Consider the following 19900-nt stretch of genomic DNA (forward strand, 5'->3'; position numbering starts at 1 on the left):
CCCCTTCTTTTTCATACGTTTTCTAATGAAATAGACAAAAGACGGTCGAATCCTTCTTATTTTAAACTTTTTTCATATGCTTCTTGATATTTCTGAATATCTCCTGCACCCATAAAGACTAACACACTATTTTGGTGATTTTCTAAAAGGTGAATATTGTCTAAATCCAATAATTCACTCTGCTCGATTAACTGTTTTAGATCATTAATCGATAAGTTTGCTTGAGATTCTCTTGCAGACCCGAAAATATCACATAAGTATACAGCATCCGCTTGGGATAAAGCTTCACTGAATTCATTCATAAAGGTTTTCGTTCTAGAATAGGTATGAGGCTGAAATATCGCAATAATTTCCTTTTTAGGATATTTTTTGCGAGCTGCTTCAATCGTAGCATCTACCTCTTTTGGATGGTGAGCATAATCATCAATTAAAATCTGATTTCCAAATTGTTTTTCTGAAAACCTTCTTTTTACCCCTTTAAATGATACAATCTCTTTAATTTGAGACGCTGTGAAACCTTCATAATGACATATGGTAATAACAGCTAACGCATTCAATATATTATGATTTCCATATGCTTTAATTTGGAACGTGTCATAATAGTTATTACGAACAAAGACATCAAACGTCGTACCTTCTTCATCTACCTGAATATTTTTTGCACAAAAATCATTCGTGTCATTTAGACCATAATAAAGCACAGGTACTTTTGCTTGGATTGCCTGTAGATACTCATCATCCCCACAAGCAACAATACCCTTCTTTACGTTATCAGCCATTTGTTGAAAAGAATCAAACACATCGTCAATATCCTTGAAATAGTCCGGATGATCGAAATCAATATTTGTCATAATCGCATAATCTGGCTTATATGCTAAGAAATGACGTCGATATTCACATGCTTCAAATACATAATATTTACTGTCTTCTGCACCTTTTCCGGTTCCGTCTCCAATAAGATAGGAAATTGGACAAGCTTGATCCAGAACATGAGCAAGTAAGCCGGTTGTAGAAGTTTTTCCATGTGCACCGGTAACCGCAATACTTGTATATTGGTTAATCCATTCACCTAAGAACTCGTGATAACGATAGAATGGAAGCCCTAATTCTTTGGCTTTTTTAATTTCCTCATGATCATCTTTAAAGGCATTTCCTGCAATAATGGTTAAACCTTCTTTAATATTATCTTCTGAAAAAGGTAATATTGGTATGTTCTTACCTTCTAAAGCATCTTGTGTAAATATATATTTTTCAATATCAGAACCCTGTACCTGTTCACCAGAGTCTGCAAGGATTTGTGCCAGGGCGCTCATTCCTGTCCCTTTAATACCAATAAAATGGTAAATTTTCATAAAACAGAACCTCCAAAATCAATGATAAAATTAACTCGTCTCATCATGATTATTTTTCTAATCATCTTTTAGAATTTATATAACACAAGAAATTATCTTCTAATAAATCTCGGTTTGTGTCAAGTCTTTATGCATATTTATTACGTTAAAAAGTATTTATCACAGCACTCACCATTAGTGAGGAAATAAAAAGCCTCACTGATGAAAGTCTCACTTTCTGCCATTATATACGGAATCGATGTTGAATGTTCATTAATCATTTTGAACTATTCGATAAACGTTTTTAATACAAATTAATTATTATTTATGACATCATGACGAGATACTAATATTTCTCGTTGTTTACTTCCATTCTGTCCAGAAATAATACCATTATCCTCCATCATATCAATTAATCTTGCGGCACGGTTATATCCGATCTTAAATCGACGTTGTAGTAAAGAAGCACTAGCTCCATTATAATCGAGCACAAATTCAACCGCTTCATGATAGAGTTCATCTGTATCTTCACTGGAGGAAACTTGCTGGATTAGTTGCTCTTGCTCAAATAAATAGTTTGGGCTTGCTATCTGCTTGACATAGTTAGTAATTCGCTCTATTTCATCATCAGATACAAAGGCACCTTGTATCCTTTTGGTTTCTCCAGATCCATTCTCGACAAATAACATATCGCCCTTACCTAGTAATTTCTCCGCACCATTTGTATCTAATATTGTTCTGGAATCTACTTGTGAAGATACACTAAACGCAATTCTACTAGGGATATTAGCTTTTATTAAACCTGTAATAACATCTACGGATGGTCTTTGTGTAGCTATAAGCAAATGAATACCACACGCTCTTGCCTTTTGGGCAATTCGGCAAATCGCATCTTCCACATCTTGTGGAGAGGTCATCATTAAATCTGCCAACTCATCAATCACGATGACAATATATGGCATGTGATCTTCTGGTCGATTTTGTCGTTTCATTTTCTCGTTATAGCGATTGATATCCCTCGCACCTTCTTCAACAAACTTGGCATATCTGTCTTCCATTTCTTGAACAGCCCATTTTAATGAAGAGGTTGCTGCCTTTACATCCGTAATCACAGGCGCTACCAAGTGTGGGATATCATTATAAGGTGTTAATTCAACCATTTTCGGATCAATTAACAAAAATTTCACTTCTTCATGATTCGCTTTATATAACAAGCTAATTAAGATGGTATTGATACATACACTTTTACCAGAGCCAGTTGCACCAGCAATAAGCCCGTGCGGCATTTTCTTCAAATCTGTGACAACCGATTGACCTTCGATATCAGAGCCAAGTCCAACAGTTAACGGTGATGTGCTTTCTTGAAATGTATTACTCTCTAACATCTTTTGCAAAAAGACAGGCTCAGGATTCAAGTTAGGTACTTCAATTCCAATGGTGTTTTTACCAGGAATAGGTGCTTCAATCCGAATATCTTTTGCCGCTAAATTCAATTTGATATCATCACTTAAATTCTTAATCTTACTTACTTTCACACCTGGTTCCGGTTGAATTTCAAAGCGGGTCACAGACGGCCCCTGTGTCTTATCAACGACTTTCGCTTTTATGTTAAAGTAACGTAACGTTGTTTGTAATTTTTCCGCTTGTTCATTAACCCAACCATCATGTTGTTGCTCGCTTTGCTCCACATCATTGAGCAAGTGAATAGGCACTGATTTTTGTATTTGTGTATCGCCTTTAGTTGCGTGATGATTAGCCGTATTTTGCTGTGATGGTTTTTTCCGTTGGTTATGGTGTTTCCATTTATCACGAGGGGTCATCATCACATTGATCGGTTTTACACTGGCTTGACGTTCACTTTTATCTTTTTTCCTAGTTTCCATAACTTTCGATATCTCAACTGTTTTACTAGATTTCATTTCATTGTCTTGCTGCTTTTTCTCTTCAATAACAGGTGGAGTTGAATCTGATTGAGATACACTTTCTACAATTGCTTCATCCTCGACCTTTTCATTTTCTGAAGCGACTGTTTGATTTTCCGTTATCGGTTCGTCGTGGTTATCCAACAACGATTCATTGGCTTCTATAACAGGTTTAGAACGACTTCGAAAACCATGTACAGGTGATGGTACATCCTGTGCTCTAAAAGGCTGTTGTTTATCTTGGTGCTCTGCATGTTCTTCCTGCTGTTGATCTAACGAATGATTTTCTTTTTTATGTACAGTTTTTCTTTTTAAAATGGTATCAGTTGTATGACTTTTTGGATACCTATATGCCATTTTCGTTTCTATCGTTTTATATTGTAAAGGTTTTTTTTCACTCGTTAATTCTGGCTCGTTCTCTTCAAATAAGTGTTCCCATCTTTTTTTAATATTTTTCCACATCGTACGTTCACGCTCTCTTCCTAATTTATGTACGATTTTACAATCGAGAACTCTTTCCCTATTTTATCATGAAAAGGCTCCTTGTAATAGTTATATTTTTTGAAAAATTACGTTATAACATGTAAAGAACCCTTGTCCGGAGACAAAGGTTCTAAAATTGAAACTCATTACCTACTTCTTGATCAGCTGGTAATACATAGATGCCTTTTTCTTGTGGTGCGTTCGGCAAACCTAATTCTTTTTGTGAACATATCATACCATGAGAATCTACACCTCTTAGTTTAGTCGGCTTAATTTCCAATCCGCTTGGCATAATAGCTCCTACTTTTGCTACAACTACTTTTTGCCCTTGGTCCACATTCGGTGCTCCACAGACAATTTGTAACTGATCATTGCCTACATCAACTTGGCAGACGCGCAATTTGTCCGCATTTTCATGAGGTTTGATCTCACTGACATAACCGATAACAAATTTAGGTGATAAATCTAAATCTAGTGAATCTGTCAGACTATTTTGTTTAAATGCTTCTTTCATTTCTGCAAGCAGTTCTTCCGTTAATTTCATTTTGCCATCTGATAAATCAGTGAAATAGTTGGAAGCACGGAAAATATTATATCCTACAAGCTCATTTGTCGTTTCATCGATAATTTTGACAACATCTCCGAACGATTCAAATGTTACTTTCTCACTATTTTTAATGGGAAATAGTAGTACATCACCAATACCTTTTTGATTATAGTAAACAAACATCACTTCTTATTCCTCTCTTATTCTTTTGGTTTATTTTTTGCTAAGATGAACACTGGTTCTAAATGCTTATCTTCATAGATGAACGGTAATGAAGTAATCGGCACTCGTCCTTCAGCAAAGAATTTCATCGTCATTTGCGCAATAATATCATAGCCTGTTTCATTTTTGATATCTGCTACAATCAATACGTCTTGATGAGGGACAGCTACAACTAGCTCTCCAAGTGCATTAGCTTTCATTTCTTCTAAGAAAGCCTCATTTAATATACGGCTAGCATCATATCCATCCTGTGTTGCAATAAAATAAAAATCATTGTCTGCCACCGTATCTTTTTTCGGTGAAACAGATAAAGAACGAATATTAAACAAGGATATTTCTTTTAACCTTTCATATGACCAGCCTTGTTCTGCTAACATCTTTTCATCAATTAACTGATACGTTGTCCCTAAATCTAAGGCATAGTAGATATTCGTCTCTGCCGTATGTTCTGAATAAACTAAAGGTGTACCTGCCTTCGTTTTCTTTGGGAATGATGTTGCACGAATAACAGGATAGATTTGCTTTTCCTGTCCTTCAAGCTCGTGTTCCTCATGCATCATTTTGAGCGACTCGCTCACATGGAATTGTAATTCTTCCAGTGCTACGTCGCCCCTTCGTTCATATTTTGCAATCACATTAGGGATATTTATCGAAACACCTTGTTTGGTGTCCTTCCACACAACGCGATAAACGTCTTTATCTCGATTAAATGAGACTCGCCAATCATCTCGTTGGAATAATTCATCTAGTTTTCTTTTCATTTTTATTGAAGTCATTTTCATTATCTTCGTCCTCCTTTTGCGGAAGAAAACACTAAATGGTATTGTAACACTTTTTTATAGAAATGAAAAATAACCAATCTGCTATAAGAAAGTGGATCTTCAGCCCAAACAATTCCCACGGAGGTATAGTGGGCGGTATTTGCATTATGCATTGGCAACTTAGGTTATTATCGCTATGAAAGTAGACGATATGACTTAGGAAATCACTAATAATGATTATAAAACAAGTATCCTTTCTATCGCAATTTTATGTTGATCACAGCAAAAAGAATCTACCTAAATGGATAGATTCTTTGCAGATGACTTATGCTAATTTATCAATAAAATTTTCGATTTCTTCCTGTGTTTTTCTGTCTTTACTTACAAAACGATCTAATTCTTTTCCATGATCATAAGCTAAGAAGCTTGGAATTCCGAAAATATCATTGTTCACACAAATATCAATAAATTGATCTCTATCGACATATACAAATAGATAATCCTGATATTTCTCTTCTATTTCAGGCAAAATCGGCTCAATAACTCGACAGTCCGGACACCAGTCGGCTGAAAATAGAAAGATTACTTTTTCTTCGTTTTGTAACTGTTCAAATTCTTGTTCTGATTGTAAAGTTCTCATATTTACGATGCTCCTGTCTCTTCATATGCTATAGAATTGGCGATATCCATCATATCTTTAACATCTTGCTCTAGTTCGCTTTTCGCACTGATAGTCGTAACTTTCACACCACCAACACCTAATTGTACTTCAAATTCCTCTTCATGTTCCACTATATTAATATAACCAAAACGATCCTGGTCTTCAAAGGAAACTAACCATTCGTGGTCTTGCTCTTCCTTTGCTGCTTCATAATTCAACCTGCTCGTTTGCGATTCTAATGCATTATAAAATAAAATAAATGTTTGTTCTTCTTTGGTCAGTAACAAATTATTAGCGGTTTGTTCTTCTACTTCAAATCCTTCTGGTACATATAATGAAAAGTTATCTACTTGTTGATTTTGGTCTTTTGCGCTTTGTTGGAATTGTTGCTCTGCTACTTCAACAGCTTCTGATAAGACTTCCTCAGTTGGTTTGATCGTCCATAAACTCATTCCTATTAAAAAAACGATTAATAAGGAAATAACTACCAAACCAGATTTCTCCATTTTCATATAAATCCTCCTGATATTTTAGTCCTATTTTCCCCCTTTTACTATCATACTATTTTTTCGTTATTTCACAAGAGAAAATTCATGCCATTTATTTACTGTTGTGTTGGTATTGCACTTGTCCTGCCAGAAGCTTTACTACATGTGTAAACATATCTTCACGTGATACATGCGAATCCGTAAAAATACCAATCGCACCTTGATGATGACGAATATCATGTATATTTGTCCATTCTTTCATGACATCGCCTAATTCTTGTCCATTTAATAAAGGTTGAGCAATTTCATCCGGTAAGGGAATCCTTGCTCCACTTGCCATGTATAAATGATCACGTGGTGTAATTAGCACACCCCAATTACATAAAAACAATTGATTATCTATTTGCATAATCCCGCCTTCGAGTCCGATACCATAACAATCATCTTCTATTTGCTTACATGCCTTCGCTCTATTGATTGCCCCTTGCATTGTCTCCATATCCGATTTGGGTTGCGCGTTTACTCCCGAGGGAACATCAGCACTTTTAATAGCTGCTTCCGTGAATATACGCTTTACTGCATTTACTTTTGCTTTATTATGCGATCCTACTACAATGTTCATGAGTGACACCCATTAACCTAAAATTGCATCTACCGTATTTTGGTCTGTTTGTTTTACCAGTTTGATTAACAATTCTTTGGCTGCTTGATAATCGTCTACGTGAATAATGGATGCATGTGTATGAATATAGCGAGAGCAAATACCAATAACTGCTGAAGGGACCCCTTGGTTCGATAAATGAACACTGCCAGCGTCTGTTCCACCTTGAGAAATAAAATATTGATATGGAATATTGTTACTTTCTGCTGTATCTAAAACAAAGTCTCTTACTCCATGGTGTGTGATCATTGATCGGTCAAAAATTCGCAAGAGTGCCCCTTTGCCTAGTTGACCAAATTCTTTATCATCTCCTGACATATCATTAGCAGGTGAAGCATCTAATGCATAGAAAATATCCGGATTAATCATATTGGCCGCCACTTTCGCGCCACGAAGACCTACTTCTTCTTGAACAGTAGCACCAGCATAGAGTTGGTTCGCTACAGTTTCACCTTGTAATTCCTTTAACAATTCTATCGCTAAACCACAGCCATAACGATTATCCCAAGCTTTCGCTAGAATTTTCTTCTCATTAGCCATTGGCGTAAATTCAGAAACAGGAATGATAGATTGACCAGGTTTTATCCCCATTTCCTCTGCGTCTTCTTTATTATCTGCCCCAATATCAATCAGCATATTTTTCTGTTGCATTGGCTTGGAACGCTCAGCTTGTGTAAGGTTATGTGGTGGAATGGAGCCAACTACTCCAATCACTTTTTTATCTTCTGTATGTATTTCCACTCGTTGGGATAGTAGCACTTGTGACCACCAGCCACCTAATGGCTGAAAGCGAATCATACCGTTATCTGTTATTTGTGTTACCATAAATGCTACTTCATCCATATGACCTGCTACAAGAACTTTTGGACCTTGTCCTTTTTTTACACCAAAAACCCCACCTAGCCTGTCTTGAATGATGTCATCAGCATATTTCGTTAACTCTTGTTTCATAAACTTTCTAACTGCATGCTCATTACCTGGAGCACCCGGAAGTTCTGTCAGTGTTCGGAAAAGCTCTAATGTTTCGTTATTCATTTATCGTCATCCTTTCTTTCATACACTATATCATTATTAATTATTATACGAAAAGCATTATACATTTAAAAGAAAATAAAGCCTACATAGCCTTTTACTTGCTTTTTCTCTATTATTATCCTTAAGATGAAGATGTATGTTTCGTCATTTAACTTAATTAAATGGATGGAGTGAAACGATGAATAAGAAGAATACGATTATTATTGCAGGCTTTGCTTTTATGTTGGGATATTTTCTGAGACAACAACAGAGTGAAAAACAACGGATAAAACCAGAAAAAGCATTGAAAGCCGTAAAAGATTATTTTCAAAAGAAGTGCGAAGTTAGTGGTTCGTGGATCTATATGAAGTCGGAGCCATTACAAAAAAATGGTCTTGAATACGAAGTATATCACGGTGGCATTACCAAGCATATCGATAGTGAATATGTACCATATGAATTTTATGTAGATGCATACACTGGAACTGTAATTGATATCTTTCCACAACATCCAGAGCAAATCCATACTAATACTTAATATTACCTAGCAAAAAACCGAGCCAAAAAGCTCGGTTTTTTAGGTGAAAAGGATAAAATGACCTACAATAAACATAAACTGTGCAATAACTTTTTCATGGAATTGCTTTCTCCCAATCTGTCTTGAAGGAAGTGTCATGGCACCGCTCGGCAGAATACTGCGCTTTCCATGGGCTCGGCTTCAGCTAACTTTGCAAAGAAGACCACTTTGCAAAGTGGATCTTCAGCTCTCGCTGTCCCACAGGAGTCTCCGTATTCTGCCTACGCTATTTTTGTTCTCTGATTATAGAAAGAAATGAACTCATGGAACTAAACTTTTCCGTTTTATTCAGTGCTAATCGGCTGTTAATGCCCCTTTAGCATAGTCGTACCCTAAGCTACATAGGATGGTGAAATCGACTGGTTGATTTCGGATTAGTGTTGTGGAGCATATCTTAACGAAGGCCACTCACTTCCACTCCTGTGGGAACTGTTTGACCTGAAGATCCACTTTTTCGAGCGGTTTTGGCTCGAAAAAGTTAGCTGAAGGGCAAACCCCACGGAAAGGGAAGTGGGCAGCCGGAGTGGTAGTTATCATCACGATATATTTCAAAATTACCTCTTAGGTGACCGCACATCTAATTACCACGCTATTTCAAACAGAACTTTCATTACTTCGCAGTTTGTATCTACTATTAATGAATAGTGGACGGTAGATCTGCCTATTTTTATTTTGGAAATTGTACTCTACAGCGGTAAATAGGTTGTCCTTTCGCTGAGAATTTTTCTTCATATTCAGTCATCACATTCGTTGGGTCCTCTAACCGATGTAAATCTAATGTGACTTCTTCCAATGTACAGCCAAATTGCGAAAAACTTACTAAAGAATATTCAAATAATCCCCTATTATCAGTCTTTAAAACTAATTCTCCATTCGGTTTTAAAATTCTTTGATATTGCTCTAGAAAAGTGTGATACGTCAATCTTCTTTTTTCATGTCTGTTTTTGGGCCATGGATCCGAAAAGTTAAGGTACATTTGATCTATTTCATTATCTTCAAATAAATCCGATAAGTCCTGGGCATTTTCATTTATTAATGTCACATTTGCGCGCTCTGTATCTTTCACTTTTTCCACCGCAGACACTATTATGCTTTTGACAACCTCGATCCCGATAAAATGAATATCCGGATATTGTCCCGCCATTCCTTCAATAAATTGACCTTTGCCTGTACCGATTTCTAGATGCAATGGCCTACCTTCACTAATCTCTTGTCGCCATTTACCTTTATATTCAGCGGGGTTTAATTCGACAACCTCGTTATTTTCTTTCAAGTAATCATCTGCCCATGGTTTATGTCTTGCTCTCATGAAATTTAGCTCCTTTATACAGTAAGTCTTCTATTAATGGTAATACTAATGATTAGCGAAACGTCGTGATCCCAACATAGCTTCTTTGATTTACTCAAACGGATGATTAGCACCGAGATACAACAGTATCTTTTATGTTTCATTTTGCCATTTGTCACTTTAATCATACACTAAATTGGCTTTTGCCAATTATTTAGCAAAAGCCTTCTACTTTGAATTTCTGTATACTATTTTCTTTTTTAGAACATGCTAATCATAAAGGTGGGAGATAAGTTATGGCATTAAATGTAAATAACCAGCTAGATTTACTGCATGATCTTTTAAGTCTGCATGCTGAAGAATGTTGTGGCAGTGCTTCAGAATGCGAACAAATATCAAGATTAATCAGATCTCTTCAACAACAACCATCGATTCAAAATAGCGAATTATCCCAAATAGTAGATGTGATCGACCATTATGGGACTTCTGGTGCGATTTCTCATAACTTAGATGATCATATCAATCAACACCAAACAGATATTCAACAATGGTTACAAGTGATCAAAGATTCCAATCATTAATTTGATGTAGAAGCTGATTCAACTCATTTAAATGGGTATCAGCTTCTTTTATTCTATGGCGATTTTCAGACCATACATAACCAATTATTTCTTCAACCAATAAATACCAGTGCATACGTTGCATTAAATATCGACTATTCTCCATGCCATAATGTTCAAGCCATTGGTCCCATTCCTGCTTTGGTATATAGGATTGAAGAATTCTCCCTATATCCATAGCTGGATCACCGACACGCGCATTATCCCAATCAATTAAATATAATTCACCATTTTTAGATAACATCCAATTGTGATGATTCAAATCACAATGGCAGACAACTTGCTGATCATAATAAACGTCTAATAACCGCTCTTCTAGGTACTTAATCGCCTTATAGATCGTAAGTGAATGCCGTGCGAATTTGTTACCCTGTACGAATTGTTTCACTCTTACTAACATTTGATCTGGTAGGATAGTAGATTTTTCTATCCGTAATAACATATCTAATAATTCAGAGGAATGATGGATTTTACTTAATAATTTTGCTACTTTAGGGTGCTGCATCTCTTCAATATTTAAGGCTTTACCATCCAGCCATTGTTGAGCTGTCACTACATCACCGTTCTCAAGGCGCTTTGTCCAAACAAGTTTTGGCACAATACCTTGTGCAGATAATACAGCCAAAAATGGAGATGAATTTCGTTTTAAAAATAGTTTTTTCTGATTTGATTGGGCATAAAAAGCCGCACCGGTTGATCCACCAGCAGGGATAATCGTCCAATCTTCACCTAGAATATGTTCCACAGCTTGTCACCCTCAATTCCTCTTAATAGTCTCTTAACCTCTTTATCTTTAAAAAGGGAATAGTAATAATAGATTAACGCAAAATCAGGTATAATTTCAAGAGAAAATTTAATTTTCGACAAAAAATATATCTATTTTTGTCATTTTGAAAGAGTATCTGACGGCTCATCTTGTTCCCATTCCGGTCTTTTTACAGCAATCGACTCACAATGTTTTAATAATACTTCTGCAACTTTTAGCTGCTGGTGCTTTAATGGTGTAAATAATTGCTGTTTTTGTTTGAGCCATTCCTCATGATCATCTCGGTCAACGAATTTGGTATGATAAGGCTCTAATTGGTAATTCATCACATTTGTTCGAGATAACACTACTTTTTTAATTGGAAAATCTAGTTGGTATTTCTTTAAGATGCTTTGAATAATCGTTTCTGTTCGTTTCGTACTTATTAATGGACTTAGAAATTTACTTTGTATATTGTTTTCTTCTATAAACCATAACCTTGAATCATTTGGAATAATTACCTGATTCTTTGGCTTTTCAAGTAATGTGATAATTTCAATTTCTAAGGGACTAATCAATACAATATCCCCTTCCATTGGTCCATTTTTTAATTGGAAAATGGGAAAGTACATAAGTAAGTGCGTATCAGGTATGCGTTGTAAAAAGTATTTCAATAAAAAATCCTGATAATATGAGCGATTTATGAAGGACATTTCATTAATCGTTGTCGATGCCCATTTAAGTTGAAATGGGATTAATGTATCTAAGAAATAGTGTTTCAACTCGTCCTCAGAAGCAGGTAAAAAATTGATGTCATCTGTATCTTCTTCCATATCAATATCTTCTGCTTCAGACCGACTATTGAAGAAAGAACGCCATTTCGAAAAATTAGATTCTTTTAACTCTTTTTCATTTTCGACTTCTAATTTAAGTTGCTTCTGATCTTCCCATAAATATTTTAAACGCTCCCAGTTTTCCTTCTTTAACCGCGAAAATTGGCTCGGGTAATGAAAAATATCTCGTTGATAACGTGAAATGTAATTTTCTAATTTAATTAACTGAGCCACTTGTGTCACCTCATTTCAATTCAAACTGCCGCCAAATTTGATATTTTTGCTTTTTTTCTGGGTGGATTTCGTATATAACCACTTTATTAATGTGTAGCTGTTTTTCACCAGTCGGTTGGTTAAGAACGGTTTTATTCTGTAATTGTTGTTCACTTGCCCATTTTTTAGCAAGTGTTATATGGGGAGTGAAGGATCGTTTATCTATCTGTACATACTTCCCGACTATTTGTTTTATATCATGATGTAATTGTACTAAGGCAGAGTGTTTTTCAACTCCTACCCACAATACACGTGGCTTATTAACGGATCCAAAGGTAGAAAGTCCATCAATTTTAACTGTAAAAGCTCGATTATCCAACTGTTGCAATTGATCCGCTATACGATTTAATTTCGTTCTATCGATTGCACCGAAAAAATGTAAAGTGATATGAAAATCGTTCTGGTCAACCCAGTTTTTATAGTGAAAGTCAGTCTTTAGTCTTTGTTGAATCTGATAAAGCCATTTTTTCATCTCATAATCAATTTCAACCGCAATAAAATAATGTCGTGTTGTATTCATCTTATTACCCTCTTATTATTTTTTGATATGTTGGTTGATCGCATATAACAAACAATTCAGCGTTATCAGGTATGGTCTCATCCAGCATTCGGTTGATATTTAAATGGTCACGATCTGCAACAAGTGTTGCGCCTTGTTTCAATAAATCATCAAACGCATCTTTGTATGTATGCCACGAGGATTTTACAGGTACATAATATAAATCATCTCCCTGTGTTCTGCGGAGTAACTGACCAAAAATATTCGTCATACCATTGCGAAATGCTGAGCGGACAAATAAAGACGAAATGGTTTCATTGGATATGATGAATTCATCAATCTGCAAATATTTGAAATTCTTAATATGGTTTTCTTCCATAACCTCAACAATTGTGTGTACTTCAGGAGCCATTTCTGCAATGGTAGAAGCGATTAATAATGTTTTACCATCAGCTAATTGACCTTCCGTAATCTGATCATCCGCAAAGATCAAAACCGATTTTGCTTCTTTTAAATTCGCTTTTTCTAACGGTTCCTTCTCAGAAGGATTTCCCTTTATGTAAAAGATGTTAGAGTCTAACATGGGTGCTTTCTCTAATTGATCGATAATAATAACATCTATATCCTGATGGGTTGCAAGCATTTCCTTAATAGCAAACTTCGCCTTTTGAGACCATCCGATAATAATATAATGCCCTTTTCCTTTATACATAATATCACCTTCCTGTCTTTTTTTACGGTAAATCGCCAGACTATCTATTATTTTCCCTATCACTACACCAATTAGCCCGATACCAAAGACATATAAAAATAACGCCAACAATCTACCTCCAACCGTTTCTGGATAAAGATCACCATATCCCACTGTTGTAACAGTAGTCATCACCCACCAGAAACCATCAAAAATGGTTGGGAAGGAGTCTCTCTCAATGAAGACAATTAAGATAGATGAAAGTAACACTAACAGAATACTTGTTATAAATAGCATGTAATTGGGAATATGGATAACTTTTTTCATCAATTGTTTAAGTATGTGCATCAATATTCACCTCGATTTTTTTAATTATCTGTAAATTAAAAGTTATCTGTAGAAAATACATGAAATAAAGTGTAAAATAGAAAGTACATCATGAATATACTTTAACAAGGTTTAACTTGAAAACTTTGAAGGAGTGATTTTTTGAGTCAATCAACCACCCGCATGCTAACTCGTGTGAAGGCTGTCTACCTATTTATTAGAGAGAATGGACCGGTCACCACGAGCCAAATAGCTGAAGAGTTTGGCATTACTGATCGCACCGTACAACGAGATTTACATTTGCTAGCATACAATGGGCTTGTAAATAGTCCAAATCGGGGACGTTGGAAAATCACAAATAAAAAAGTAAAAATCTCCTAATATAATTGATTGAATATATTCTTAACCAGTATTGGTCTAATACTGGTATTTTATTTGCTACTTAATTGGTCCACCTCTTCTGTTGTTAACTCCCGATATTCTCCTATCTTGAGTTTCTCATCTAACTGCAAGCTTCCCATTGACAATCGCTTCAAATACAACACACTATTGTCAACAGCTTCAAACATTCGCTTGATTTGATGAAATTTCCCCTCTTTAATCGTAATTTCTACCATTTTATCTTCAACAGCTTTTAATCTCGCTGGCTTAGTGACATAACCATCTTCTAACATAACACCTTCAGCGAATTGTTTAATGTCTTTTTCAGTAATCGTTTTCGCTAACCTTGCAATATAGGTTTTATCTACATGTTTTTTTGGTGAAAGTAGCTCGTGTGCCAACTGCCCGTCATTCGTTAATAATAATAGGCCTTCTGTATCTTTATCCAATCGTCCAACAGGAAAAGGAGATAATACCTTATCCTGTTTTTTTATCAGATCGAGAACCGTTTTTTGCCTTTGATCCTCGGTTGCAGACAGATATCCTGCTGGTTTGTGCAGCATTAAATAGATATATTCTTGATACTGAATTACTTTATCATCACACTTTACTTGATCTTTGTCCGGATCAATCTGGATATCTGCTTTACGGACCGTTTGATCATTAACAGTTATTCGCTTCTTTTTCACTACTGTTTTGACATCTTTGCGGCTACCGTAACCCATATTTGCTAAAAATTTATCTAAACGAATAATAGTTGCCTCCTTTCTATCTTCTGATTAATCGATCTAAAATAGCAATTTTTCTTCCTGTAATTCTTTCAAATAAGGTTGATGCATAACCTAAATATAGATAAACGGAACCACCAGCAATGACACCTATTAGCATCATTAATATAGCATGGATTCGATTTTCATGAACATCTAAGAACAAGCCAAACACATATTTTACCACTAACAACACAATAACCATTATACTTGTAAAAATCAGCATTAACAGCGATAATTTATAAAATTTACGGTAATTAAAACCGATCGCTTTTTTTATTTGCCACAAGTTAAGCAAGACAGCAATGAAAGTACTAATTAAAGTGACAATGATAGCCCCTTTTGCTGCGAATATTTGAATGAATATTGAATTTAATAATATCTTCGTAAGGATACCAGCTGATAAGCTTATTAGGGTAAAGTTTTGCTTTTCGACCCCTTGTAGAATATATGAGGTAACCGTAAAGAATGCAAAGGTTAACGCTACTGGTGCATACCATGCAAAAACTTCACCCGTTATGTCAAGATTTTTCATACCAAATAAACCACCATAGATCGGGTCTGCAAGAAGAATTAATCCAAATACAGCAGGAAGTACAAAAAACATAATAATTTGTAAAGCCTGGTTGATTTGAGCATTTAATTTCTGCATCTTATTCGAATTAAAAGCACTAGTAATTTCAGGTATTAAGGCAAGCGATAATCCTGTCGCGATAGTAACAGGAATGATAACTAATTTGTGTCCTTGTAAATTAAATGCTGAGAAAGCAATATCTGCTATATCTCCATCACCTCTTGCCGTCATTGCATGACCAAATGTAAATTGGTCAATCAGTTGATACATCGGAATAGCTATACCAACAAGTACAAAAGGACCTGAATAGCGAAATAATTCCTTTAATAAATCTTTTACAGGAATAGTCACTTTTTCTTTTTGATTTTCAATCGCTGTGTCCAGATACTTTTTACGTTTTTTCCAGTAAAAAGCTAGCACAACCCAAGATGCGATACCACCAACAAAAGCAGAAAATGCTGCAAAACCAATTGCAGTTGCATTCGTTCCTCCTACAATTTCTAAAACTACAAAAACAGAAACAAGTAAAAACATGATTCTGATGATTTGCTCTATTACTTGAGATACTGCCGTTGGACCCATTGATTGGTTTCCTTGAAAAAATCCTCTCATAATAGCCATACTTGGAATAATTATTAAAGCGAAACTAACCATTTGAATAACAGATTTCACTTCCGCTAAAGTTACACCTTTACTGTCTTCATCTTTTGTCCAGCTTGCTATGAGATCTGCTCCAAAATACATAATTAAAAAGGCAAAAAAGCCTGTTATTAACATTAACAAACTGCCTATTTTTAACATTCTCATACTTGTATAATAGTCATTTAATGTATTATATTTTGCTACAAATTTGGAAACTGCTAAAGGTACGCCTACCGTTGCTATACTTAACAATATCGTATACGGGATATAAGCATATGAATATAAGGCTGTTCCCGTTTCTCCTACCATATTGGCGAAAGGAATAACATAAATCATCCCTAAAAATTTAGATAAAAAACTTGCTCCCGTGAGCAATAGTGTACCACGTAAAAAATTTGAACTTGACATGCTTTCACCTTTATTCATTAAATTATGTAACGTTAATATTTTAACATAGCAGCCCACAGATTGTTATTGATTTCGACAGATAATTTGTGAATCTCGTCGAACTACGATAAAGTAATCTTTAGCGAAACTTATCAGAATGTTAGCTTTTGATCACACTTAGTTTCCGTGTGCACTTTATAAGCTATTACAACAATGAGGTATGAATGGAAGGAAGAATTGTTAAAATGATGGATGTAACGATTATTGGTGGTGGTCCAGCAGGACTGATGGCAGCAATAGCTTCCGCTGAACAGGGAGCCAAAACCATATTAATTGATAAAGGAAATAAACTAGGAAAGAAACTAGCGATATCTGGTGGAGGAAGATGTAACGTAACGAATCGATTACCTGCTGATGAAGTAATTAAACACATTCCTGGGAATGGTCGTTTTCTCTATAGTGCTTTTTCTATATTTGATAACTATGACATTATTGATTTTTTTGAAGGGCTAGGTGTTGCGTTGAAGGAAGAAGATCACGGCAGAATGTTCCCTGTCAGTAATAAAGCAAATGATGTAGTCGAAGCATTACTACAGCGATTGGATGAATTACATGTCACTGTAAAGAAAAATACAGTCGTAAAAGCAATTGATTACAGAGAACGTACACATCAAATTATATTAGATAATCAGGATAATATAGAAACGAAGGCGGTCGTTATCGCTGCAGGAGGAAAGGCGGTTCCCCACACGGGATCAACTGGTGACGCTTATCCATGGGCGAAAAAGGCGGGACATACAATTACAGCAATATATCCAACAGAGGTGCCGATCGTTTCTAATGAAGAGTTTATCCGTAGCAAGAAATTACAAGGTACGGCATTACGTGATATTGCATTATCGGTTTTTGATGAAAAAGGTAAGAAAGTCATTACACATCAAATGGATATGCTTTTTACGCATTTTGGAATTTCTGGTCCTGCAGTATTAAGATGCTCTCAATATATTGTTAAGTTGCTGATGAATGGTCTAAAGCAAGTTGAGGTACAAATAGACGCCATTCCTGACAAACCTGCACATGAGCTTCTCTCTGAACTTTCAACCATGATAGATCAACATTCCAAACGGACTTTCAAAAACGTTGCTAAAGGGTTGGTTCCAGAAAGATACTTAGATTTTTTATTAGAGCAAAACGATATTTCACCAACAATTAAATGTGCTAATATTTCCCGGGAAAAACTAGAAGGATTCCTTAACGACCTTAAAGGTTTCTCTTTTCAGGTCCATGAAAGTTTACCATTAAAAAAAGCTTTTGTTACCGGTGGAGGTGTCTCCATTAAAGAAATTGTACCTAGCACCATGCAATCGAAATTAATGCACGGCCTATACTTTTGTGGGGAAGTTTTAGATATTCATGGTTATACAGGTGGATATAATATCACTTCAGCCATGGTTACCGGTAGAGTGGCAGGTATGCATGCCGCATGGGAAAGCTTAAGTTAATCATTAAAAAATCCAGACTATACTTTTAGTGAATAGTCTGGATTTTTCCTTTTATTATCAAAACGCTCACCAACCGGCAAGTTTACTTAATGCTAGTTACTAGCATTTACTCTTATGTTTGCGCTTGATGCTGGCATATATAATTTCTTTGAAAGTAACTGTTGTACTATTAAGAATAATCCACCTACTGCTCAATAAAGTGGTAATGCTGCTGGCGCATTGAAGGAGACCAATCCAATCATGACTGGGGAAATTAATCCCATGATAGCCATTTGTTTCTTCTGATTTGGTTCCATACCAATTTGAGTTACACGGAATTGAATGAAGTAAATCGCTGCTGCAACAAAAGGCATAATTAAGTCGCTTTGTCCAAGATTAAACCAAAGAAAGCTATGTTCTGCGATTTCTTGAGTTGTCCGAATCGCATAATAAAAACCAATTAAAATTGGGAATTGAATAATCAGAGGCAGACATCCTATTGATGCAATTGGATTAAAATTGTGCTTCTGATATAATGCCATCGTTTCCTGCTGCATTTTCTTTTGTGATTCGGCGTCTTTTTTCCCCTTATATTTTGCCTGAATGGACTCCATTTCAGGTTTTATAACCGCCATCTTGTCACGCATTTGATAACTATTCTTTGATTGCTTGAGCATAAGTGGCATTAATGCTAAACGCACGATTAATGTTACAACAATAATGGAAAATCCATAGCTACCACCTAATACAGAAGCTACCCCTTTAATGATGTTCGAAAATGTTAAAACAAAATATTTATCAAAAAAACCAGCAGTTTCAGGGTCGATTGGCTCACCTGATGCCGCAGCTTGACAGCCAGATAAAAGGACTACGGCTAATACAGCCAGTCCAATAAAACGATATTTTTTAATGAAAGTGAATACAGATTGCATGTTTGTCCTCCTCGTTTTAATGAAATAGCTTGAACGCACGAGAAGGAATGGTTGTCATCATCATCATCCGGACTTTCTTTACGTCTCATTTTGTTAGTGAGCCAACTCTGGATATCTAGCCACTGCCCAATAATCAATGCTTTTTGCTGTAACTGTAATTGAATCGAGTAGTAGTTATTATTATTGATTATTTTTTCATACCTTGTAAGCTGGTAGTGCGGGATATGAATCAACCCATAGGAACAAATCAGCGCAATGTAAAAGGTTAAGTAAATATACATTGGATGCAAATCGCTATTCACTTCACCAATCATTTCTAAAACCATCTGTATTCACCTCCTCTTAGTAGTAATGGAAGTCTGACTCTATAATGATACAATTTAGTATGAAAGTCAAAGGATGATTTATGACAGTTTGCGTTTTTTATATTTAACTACACCTTTTCATTTAAGAAGTGATAGTTTTACTATATAAGAAAAAGCTTTTTAGTCGTGTGACTAAAAAGCTTTTTCAACTGCCTGGCAACGTCCTACTCTTGCAGGGGCGTGAGCCCCAACTACCATGGGCGCTGGAGAGCTTAACTACTGTGTTCGGCATGGGAACAGGTGTGACCTCTCCGCTATCGCCACCAGACTGTGTATAATATTTAAGGGATGTACCCTAAAAACTAGATAAGAGTTATATTACAAGTTCAAACAAATCGTATAGTTAAGTCCTCGATCGATTAGTATTCGTCAGCTGCACATGTCACCATGCTTCCACCTCGAACCTATCTACCTCATCGTCTCTGAGG

General features: G+C 35.7%; 21 protein-coding genes and 2 rRNA genes. 4 read left to right on the forward strand and 19 right to left on the reverse strand.

Annotated elements, in window-relative coordinates:
• Window positions 1-56 precede the first annotated feature (56 nt).
• The 8 genes from murC to D569_RS0116855 all read right to left on the reverse strand — a co-directional run bounded on the left by murC (window position 57) and on the right by D569_RS0116855 (window position 8111).
• Window positions 57-1352 (reverse strand): UDP-N-acetylmuramate--L-alanine ligase, encoded by a 1296-nt coding sequence (murC, locus tag D569_RS0116820; RefSeq protein ID WP_018933601.1) that lies wholly within the window; start codon window positions 1350-1352, stop codon window positions 57-59.
• Between the two features lie 293 nt (window positions 1353-1645).
• Window positions 1646-3715, reverse strand: coding sequence for a DNA translocase FtsK (locus D569_RS0116825; protein WP_018933602.1), 2070 nt, complete (start codon window positions 3713-3715; stop codon window positions 1646-1648).
• Window positions 3716-3866: 151 nt separating this feature from the next.
• Complete coding sequence (gene ytpR, locus D569_RS0116830; protein WP_018933603.1) at window positions 3867-4466, reverse strand: YtpR family tRNA-binding protein; 600 nt, start codon at window positions 4464-4466, stop codon at window positions 3867-3869.
• Window positions 4467-4483: 17 nt separating this feature from the next.
• Window positions 4484-5287 (reverse strand): DUF1444 domain-containing protein, encoded by an 804-nt coding sequence (locus D569_RS0116835; protein ID WP_018933604.1) that lies wholly within the window; start codon window positions 5285-5287, stop codon window positions 4484-4486.
• Between the two features lie 304 nt (window positions 5288-5591).
• Window positions 5592-5906 (reverse strand): thioredoxin family protein, encoded by a 315-nt coding sequence (locus D569_RS0116840; RefSeq protein ID WP_018933605.1) that lies wholly within the window; start codon window positions 5904-5906, stop codon window positions 5592-5594.
• 2 nt (window positions 5907-5908) lie between these two features.
• Window positions 5909-6439: a hypothetical protein gene (locus D569_RS0116845; protein ID WP_018933606.1), complete on the reverse strand. Its 531-nt coding sequence runs from the start codon at window positions 6437-6439 to the stop codon at window positions 5909-5911.
• Window positions 6440-6527: 88 nt separating this feature from the next.
• Window positions 6528-7037 carry a DUF84 family protein gene (locus tag D569_RS0116850; protein ID WP_018933607.1) on the reverse strand — a complete coding sequence of 170 codons (510 nt, stop codon included), beginning with the start codon at window positions 7035-7037 and terminating at the stop codon, window positions 6528-6530.
• A gap of 12 nt (window positions 7038-7049) precedes the next feature.
• Window positions 7050-8111, reverse strand: coding sequence for a M42 family metallopeptidase (locus tag D569_RS0116855; protein ID WP_018933608.1), 1062 nt, complete (start codon window positions 8109-8111; stop codon window positions 7050-7052).
• A 178-nt stretch (window positions 8112-8289) separates the two neighbouring features.
• On the opposite strand from D569_RS0116855, the gene D569_RS0116860 reads away from it, so the two are divergent.
• Window positions 8290-8628 (forward strand): PepSY domain-containing protein, encoded by a 339-nt coding sequence (locus D569_RS0116860; protein WP_018933609.1) that lies wholly within the window; start codon window positions 8290-8292, stop codon window positions 8626-8628.
• Window positions 8629-9334: 706 nt separating this feature from the next.
• Here D569_RS0116860 and trmB read toward each other — a convergent pair.
• The gene (gene trmB / locus D569_RS0116870; RefSeq protein WP_018933611.1) at window positions 9335-9976 is read right to left on the reverse strand and encodes a tRNA (guanosine(46)-N7)-methyltransferase TrmB; all 642 of its coding nucleotides are present in this window, start codon (window positions 9974-9976) and stop codon (window positions 9335-9337) included.
• A gap of 275 nt (window positions 9977-10251) precedes the next feature.
• Here trmB and D569_RS0116875 point away from each other — a divergent pair, with 275 nt between their 5' ends.
• Window positions 10252-10536: a YtzH-like family protein gene (locus D569_RS0116875; protein ID WP_018933612.1), complete on the forward strand. Its 285-nt coding sequence runs from the start codon at window positions 10252-10254 to the stop codon at window positions 10534-10536.
• Here D569_RS0116875 and D569_RS0116880 read toward each other — a convergent pair.
• The 4 genes from D569_RS0116880 to D569_RS0116895 all read right to left on the reverse strand — a co-directional run bounded on the left by D569_RS0116880 (window position 10517) and on the right by D569_RS0116895 (window position 13964).
• Window positions 10517-11320: a phosphotransferase family protein gene (locus D569_RS0116880; RefSeq protein ID WP_018933613.1), complete on the reverse strand. Its 804-nt coding sequence runs from the start codon at window positions 11318-11320 to the stop codon at window positions 10517-10519. The two genes, D569_RS0116875 and D569_RS0116880, sit on opposite strands and share 20 nt — an antisense overlap.
• A gap of 140 nt (window positions 11321-11460) precedes the next feature.
• A complete protein-coding gene (locus D569_RS0116885) occupies window positions 11461-12387 on the reverse strand; it encodes an NERD domain-containing protein (protein ID WP_018933614.1) in 927 nt (308 codons plus the stop codon).
• 10 nt (window positions 12388-12397) lie between these two features.
• Window positions 12398-12946 carry an RNA 2',3'-cyclic phosphodiesterase gene (gene thpR / locus D569_RS0116890; RefSeq protein WP_018933615.1) on the reverse strand — a complete coding sequence of 183 codons (549 nt, stop codon included), beginning with the start codon at window positions 12944-12946 and terminating at the stop codon, window positions 12398-12400.
• Between the two features lie 4 nt (window positions 12947-12950).
• Entirely contained in the window at window positions 12951-13964 is a 1014-nt protein-coding gene (locus tag D569_RS0116895) for a potassium channel family protein (RefSeq protein ID WP_018933616.1), read from the reverse strand.
• Between the two features lie 141 nt (window positions 13965-14105).
• On the opposite strand from D569_RS0116895, the gene D569_RS0116900 reads away from it, so the two are divergent.
• On the forward strand, window positions 14106-14324 hold the full coding sequence (locus tag D569_RS0116900) for an HTH domain-containing protein (RefSeq protein WP_018933617.1): 219 nt from the start codon (window positions 14106-14108) through the stop codon (window positions 14322-14324).
• Window positions 14325-14374: 50 nt separating this feature from the next.
• Here D569_RS0116900 and D569_RS0116905 read toward each other — a convergent pair whose 3' ends face one another.
• Together D569_RS0116905 and D569_RS0116910 are read right to left on the reverse strand one after the other, a co-directional pair.
• Window positions 14375-15076, reverse strand: a complete 702-nt coding sequence (locus tag D569_RS0116905; protein WP_026287365.1) for a pseudouridine synthase — start codon at window positions 15074-15076, stop codon at window positions 14375-14377.
• A 16-nt stretch (window positions 15077-15092) separates the two neighbouring features.
• Window positions 15093-16715, reverse strand: coding sequence for a putative polysaccharide biosynthesis protein (locus tag D569_RS0116910; protein ID WP_018933619.1), 1623 nt, complete (start codon window positions 16713-16715; stop codon window positions 15093-15095).
• A 203-nt stretch (window positions 16716-16918) separates the two neighbouring features.
• Here D569_RS0116910 and D569_RS0116915 point away from each other — a divergent pair, with 203 nt between their 5' ends.
• Complete coding sequence (locus D569_RS0116915; protein ID WP_018933620.1) at window positions 16919-18196, forward strand: BaiN/RdsA family NAD(P)/FAD-dependent oxidoreductase; 1278 nt, start codon at window positions 16919-16921, stop codon at window positions 18194-18196.
• Between the two features lie 191 nt (window positions 18197-18387).
• Here the strand turns inward: D569_RS0116915 and yidC are convergent, their stop codons facing one another.
• The 4 genes from yidC to D569_RS0116935 form a co-directional block, all read right to left on the reverse strand.
• Window positions 18388-19107, reverse strand: a complete 720-nt coding sequence (gene yidC, locus D569_RS23490) for a membrane protein insertase YidC (protein ID WP_018933621.1) — start codon at window positions 19105-19107, stop codon at window positions 18388-18390.
• Window positions 19050-19433, reverse strand: a complete 384-nt coding sequence (locus tag D569_RS0116925) for a hypothetical protein (RefSeq protein ID WP_018933622.1) — start codon at window positions 19431-19433, stop codon at window positions 19050-19052. The genes yidC and D569_RS0116925 overlap by 58 nt, the downstream gene beginning before the upstream one ends.
• Window positions 19434-19623: 190 nt before the next feature.
• A 5S ribosomal RNA gene (rrf, locus tag D569_RS0116930) occupies window positions 19624-19740 on the reverse strand.
• 71 nt (window positions 19741-19811) lie between these two features.
• Window positions 19812-19900 (reverse strand): 23S ribosomal RNA (locus D569_RS0116935); the annotation flags it as partial.

This window comes from Gracilibacillus lacisalsi DSM 19029, assembly GCF_000377765.1.
Lineage (GTDB): Bacteria > Bacillota > Bacilli > Bacillales > Amphibacillaceae > Gracilibacillus > Gracilibacillus lacisalsi.

Coding starts and splice junctions, on each gene's coding strand:
- murC (WP_018933601.1), bottom strand. CDS start 1,352: ATGAAAATTTACCATTTTATTGGTATTAAAGGGACAGGAATGAGCGCC.
- D569_RS0116825 (WP_018933602.1), bottom strand. CDS start 3,715: ATGTGGAAAAATATTAAAAAAAGATGGGAACACTTATTTGAAGAGAAC.
- ytpR (WP_018933603.1), bottom strand. CDS start 4,466: ATGTTTGTTTACTATAATCAAAAAGGTATTGGTGATGTACTACTATTT.
- D569_RS0116835 (WP_018933604.1), bottom strand. CDS start 5,287: ATGAAAATGACTTCAATAAAAATGAAAAGAAAACTAGATGAATTATTC.
- D569_RS0116840 (WP_018933605.1), bottom strand. CDS start 5,906: ATGAGAACTTTACAATCAGAACAAGAATTTGAACAGTTACAAAACGAA.
- D569_RS0116845 (WP_018933606.1), bottom strand. CDS start 6,439: ATGAAAATGGAGAAATCTGGTTTGGTAGTTATTTCCTTATTAATCGTT.
- D569_RS0116850 (WP_018933607.1), bottom strand. CDS start 7,037: ATGAACATTGTAGTAGGATCGCATAATAAAGCAAAAGTAAATGCAGTA.
- D569_RS0116855 (WP_018933608.1), bottom strand. CDS start 8,111: ATGAATAACGAAACATTAGAGCTTTTCCGAACACTGACAGAACTTCCG.
- D569_RS0116860 (WP_018933609.1), top strand. CDS start 8,290: ATGAATAAGAAGAATACGATTATTATTGCAGGCTTTGCTTTTATGTTG.
- trmB (WP_018933611.1), bottom strand. CDS start 9,976: ATGAGAGCAAGACATAAACCATGGGCAGATGATTACTTGAAAGAAAAT.
- D569_RS0116875 (WP_018933612.1), top strand. CDS start 10,252: ATGGCATTAAATGTAAATAACCAGCTAGATTTACTGCATGATCTTTTA.
- thpR (WP_018933615.1), bottom strand. CDS start 12,946: ATGAATACAACACGACATTATTTTATTGCGGTTGAAATTGATTATGAG.
- D569_RS0116895 (WP_018933616.1), bottom strand. CDS start 13,964: ATGCACATACTTAAACAATTGATGAAAAAAGTTATCCATATTCCCAAT.
- D569_RS0116910 (WP_018933619.1), bottom strand. CDS start 16,715: ATGTCAAGTTCAAATTTTTTACGTGGTACACTATTGCTCACGGGAGCA.
- D569_RS0116915 (WP_018933620.1), top strand. CDS start 16,919: ATGGAAGGAAGAATTGTTAAAATGATGGATGTAACGATTATTGGTGGT.
- yidC (WP_018933621.1), bottom strand. CDS start 19,107: ATGCAATCTGTATTCACTTTCATTAAAAAATATCGTTTTATTGGACTG.
- D569_RS0116925 (WP_018933622.1), bottom strand. CDS start 19,433: ATGGTTTTAGAAATGATTGGTGAAGTGAATAGCGATTTGCATCCAATG.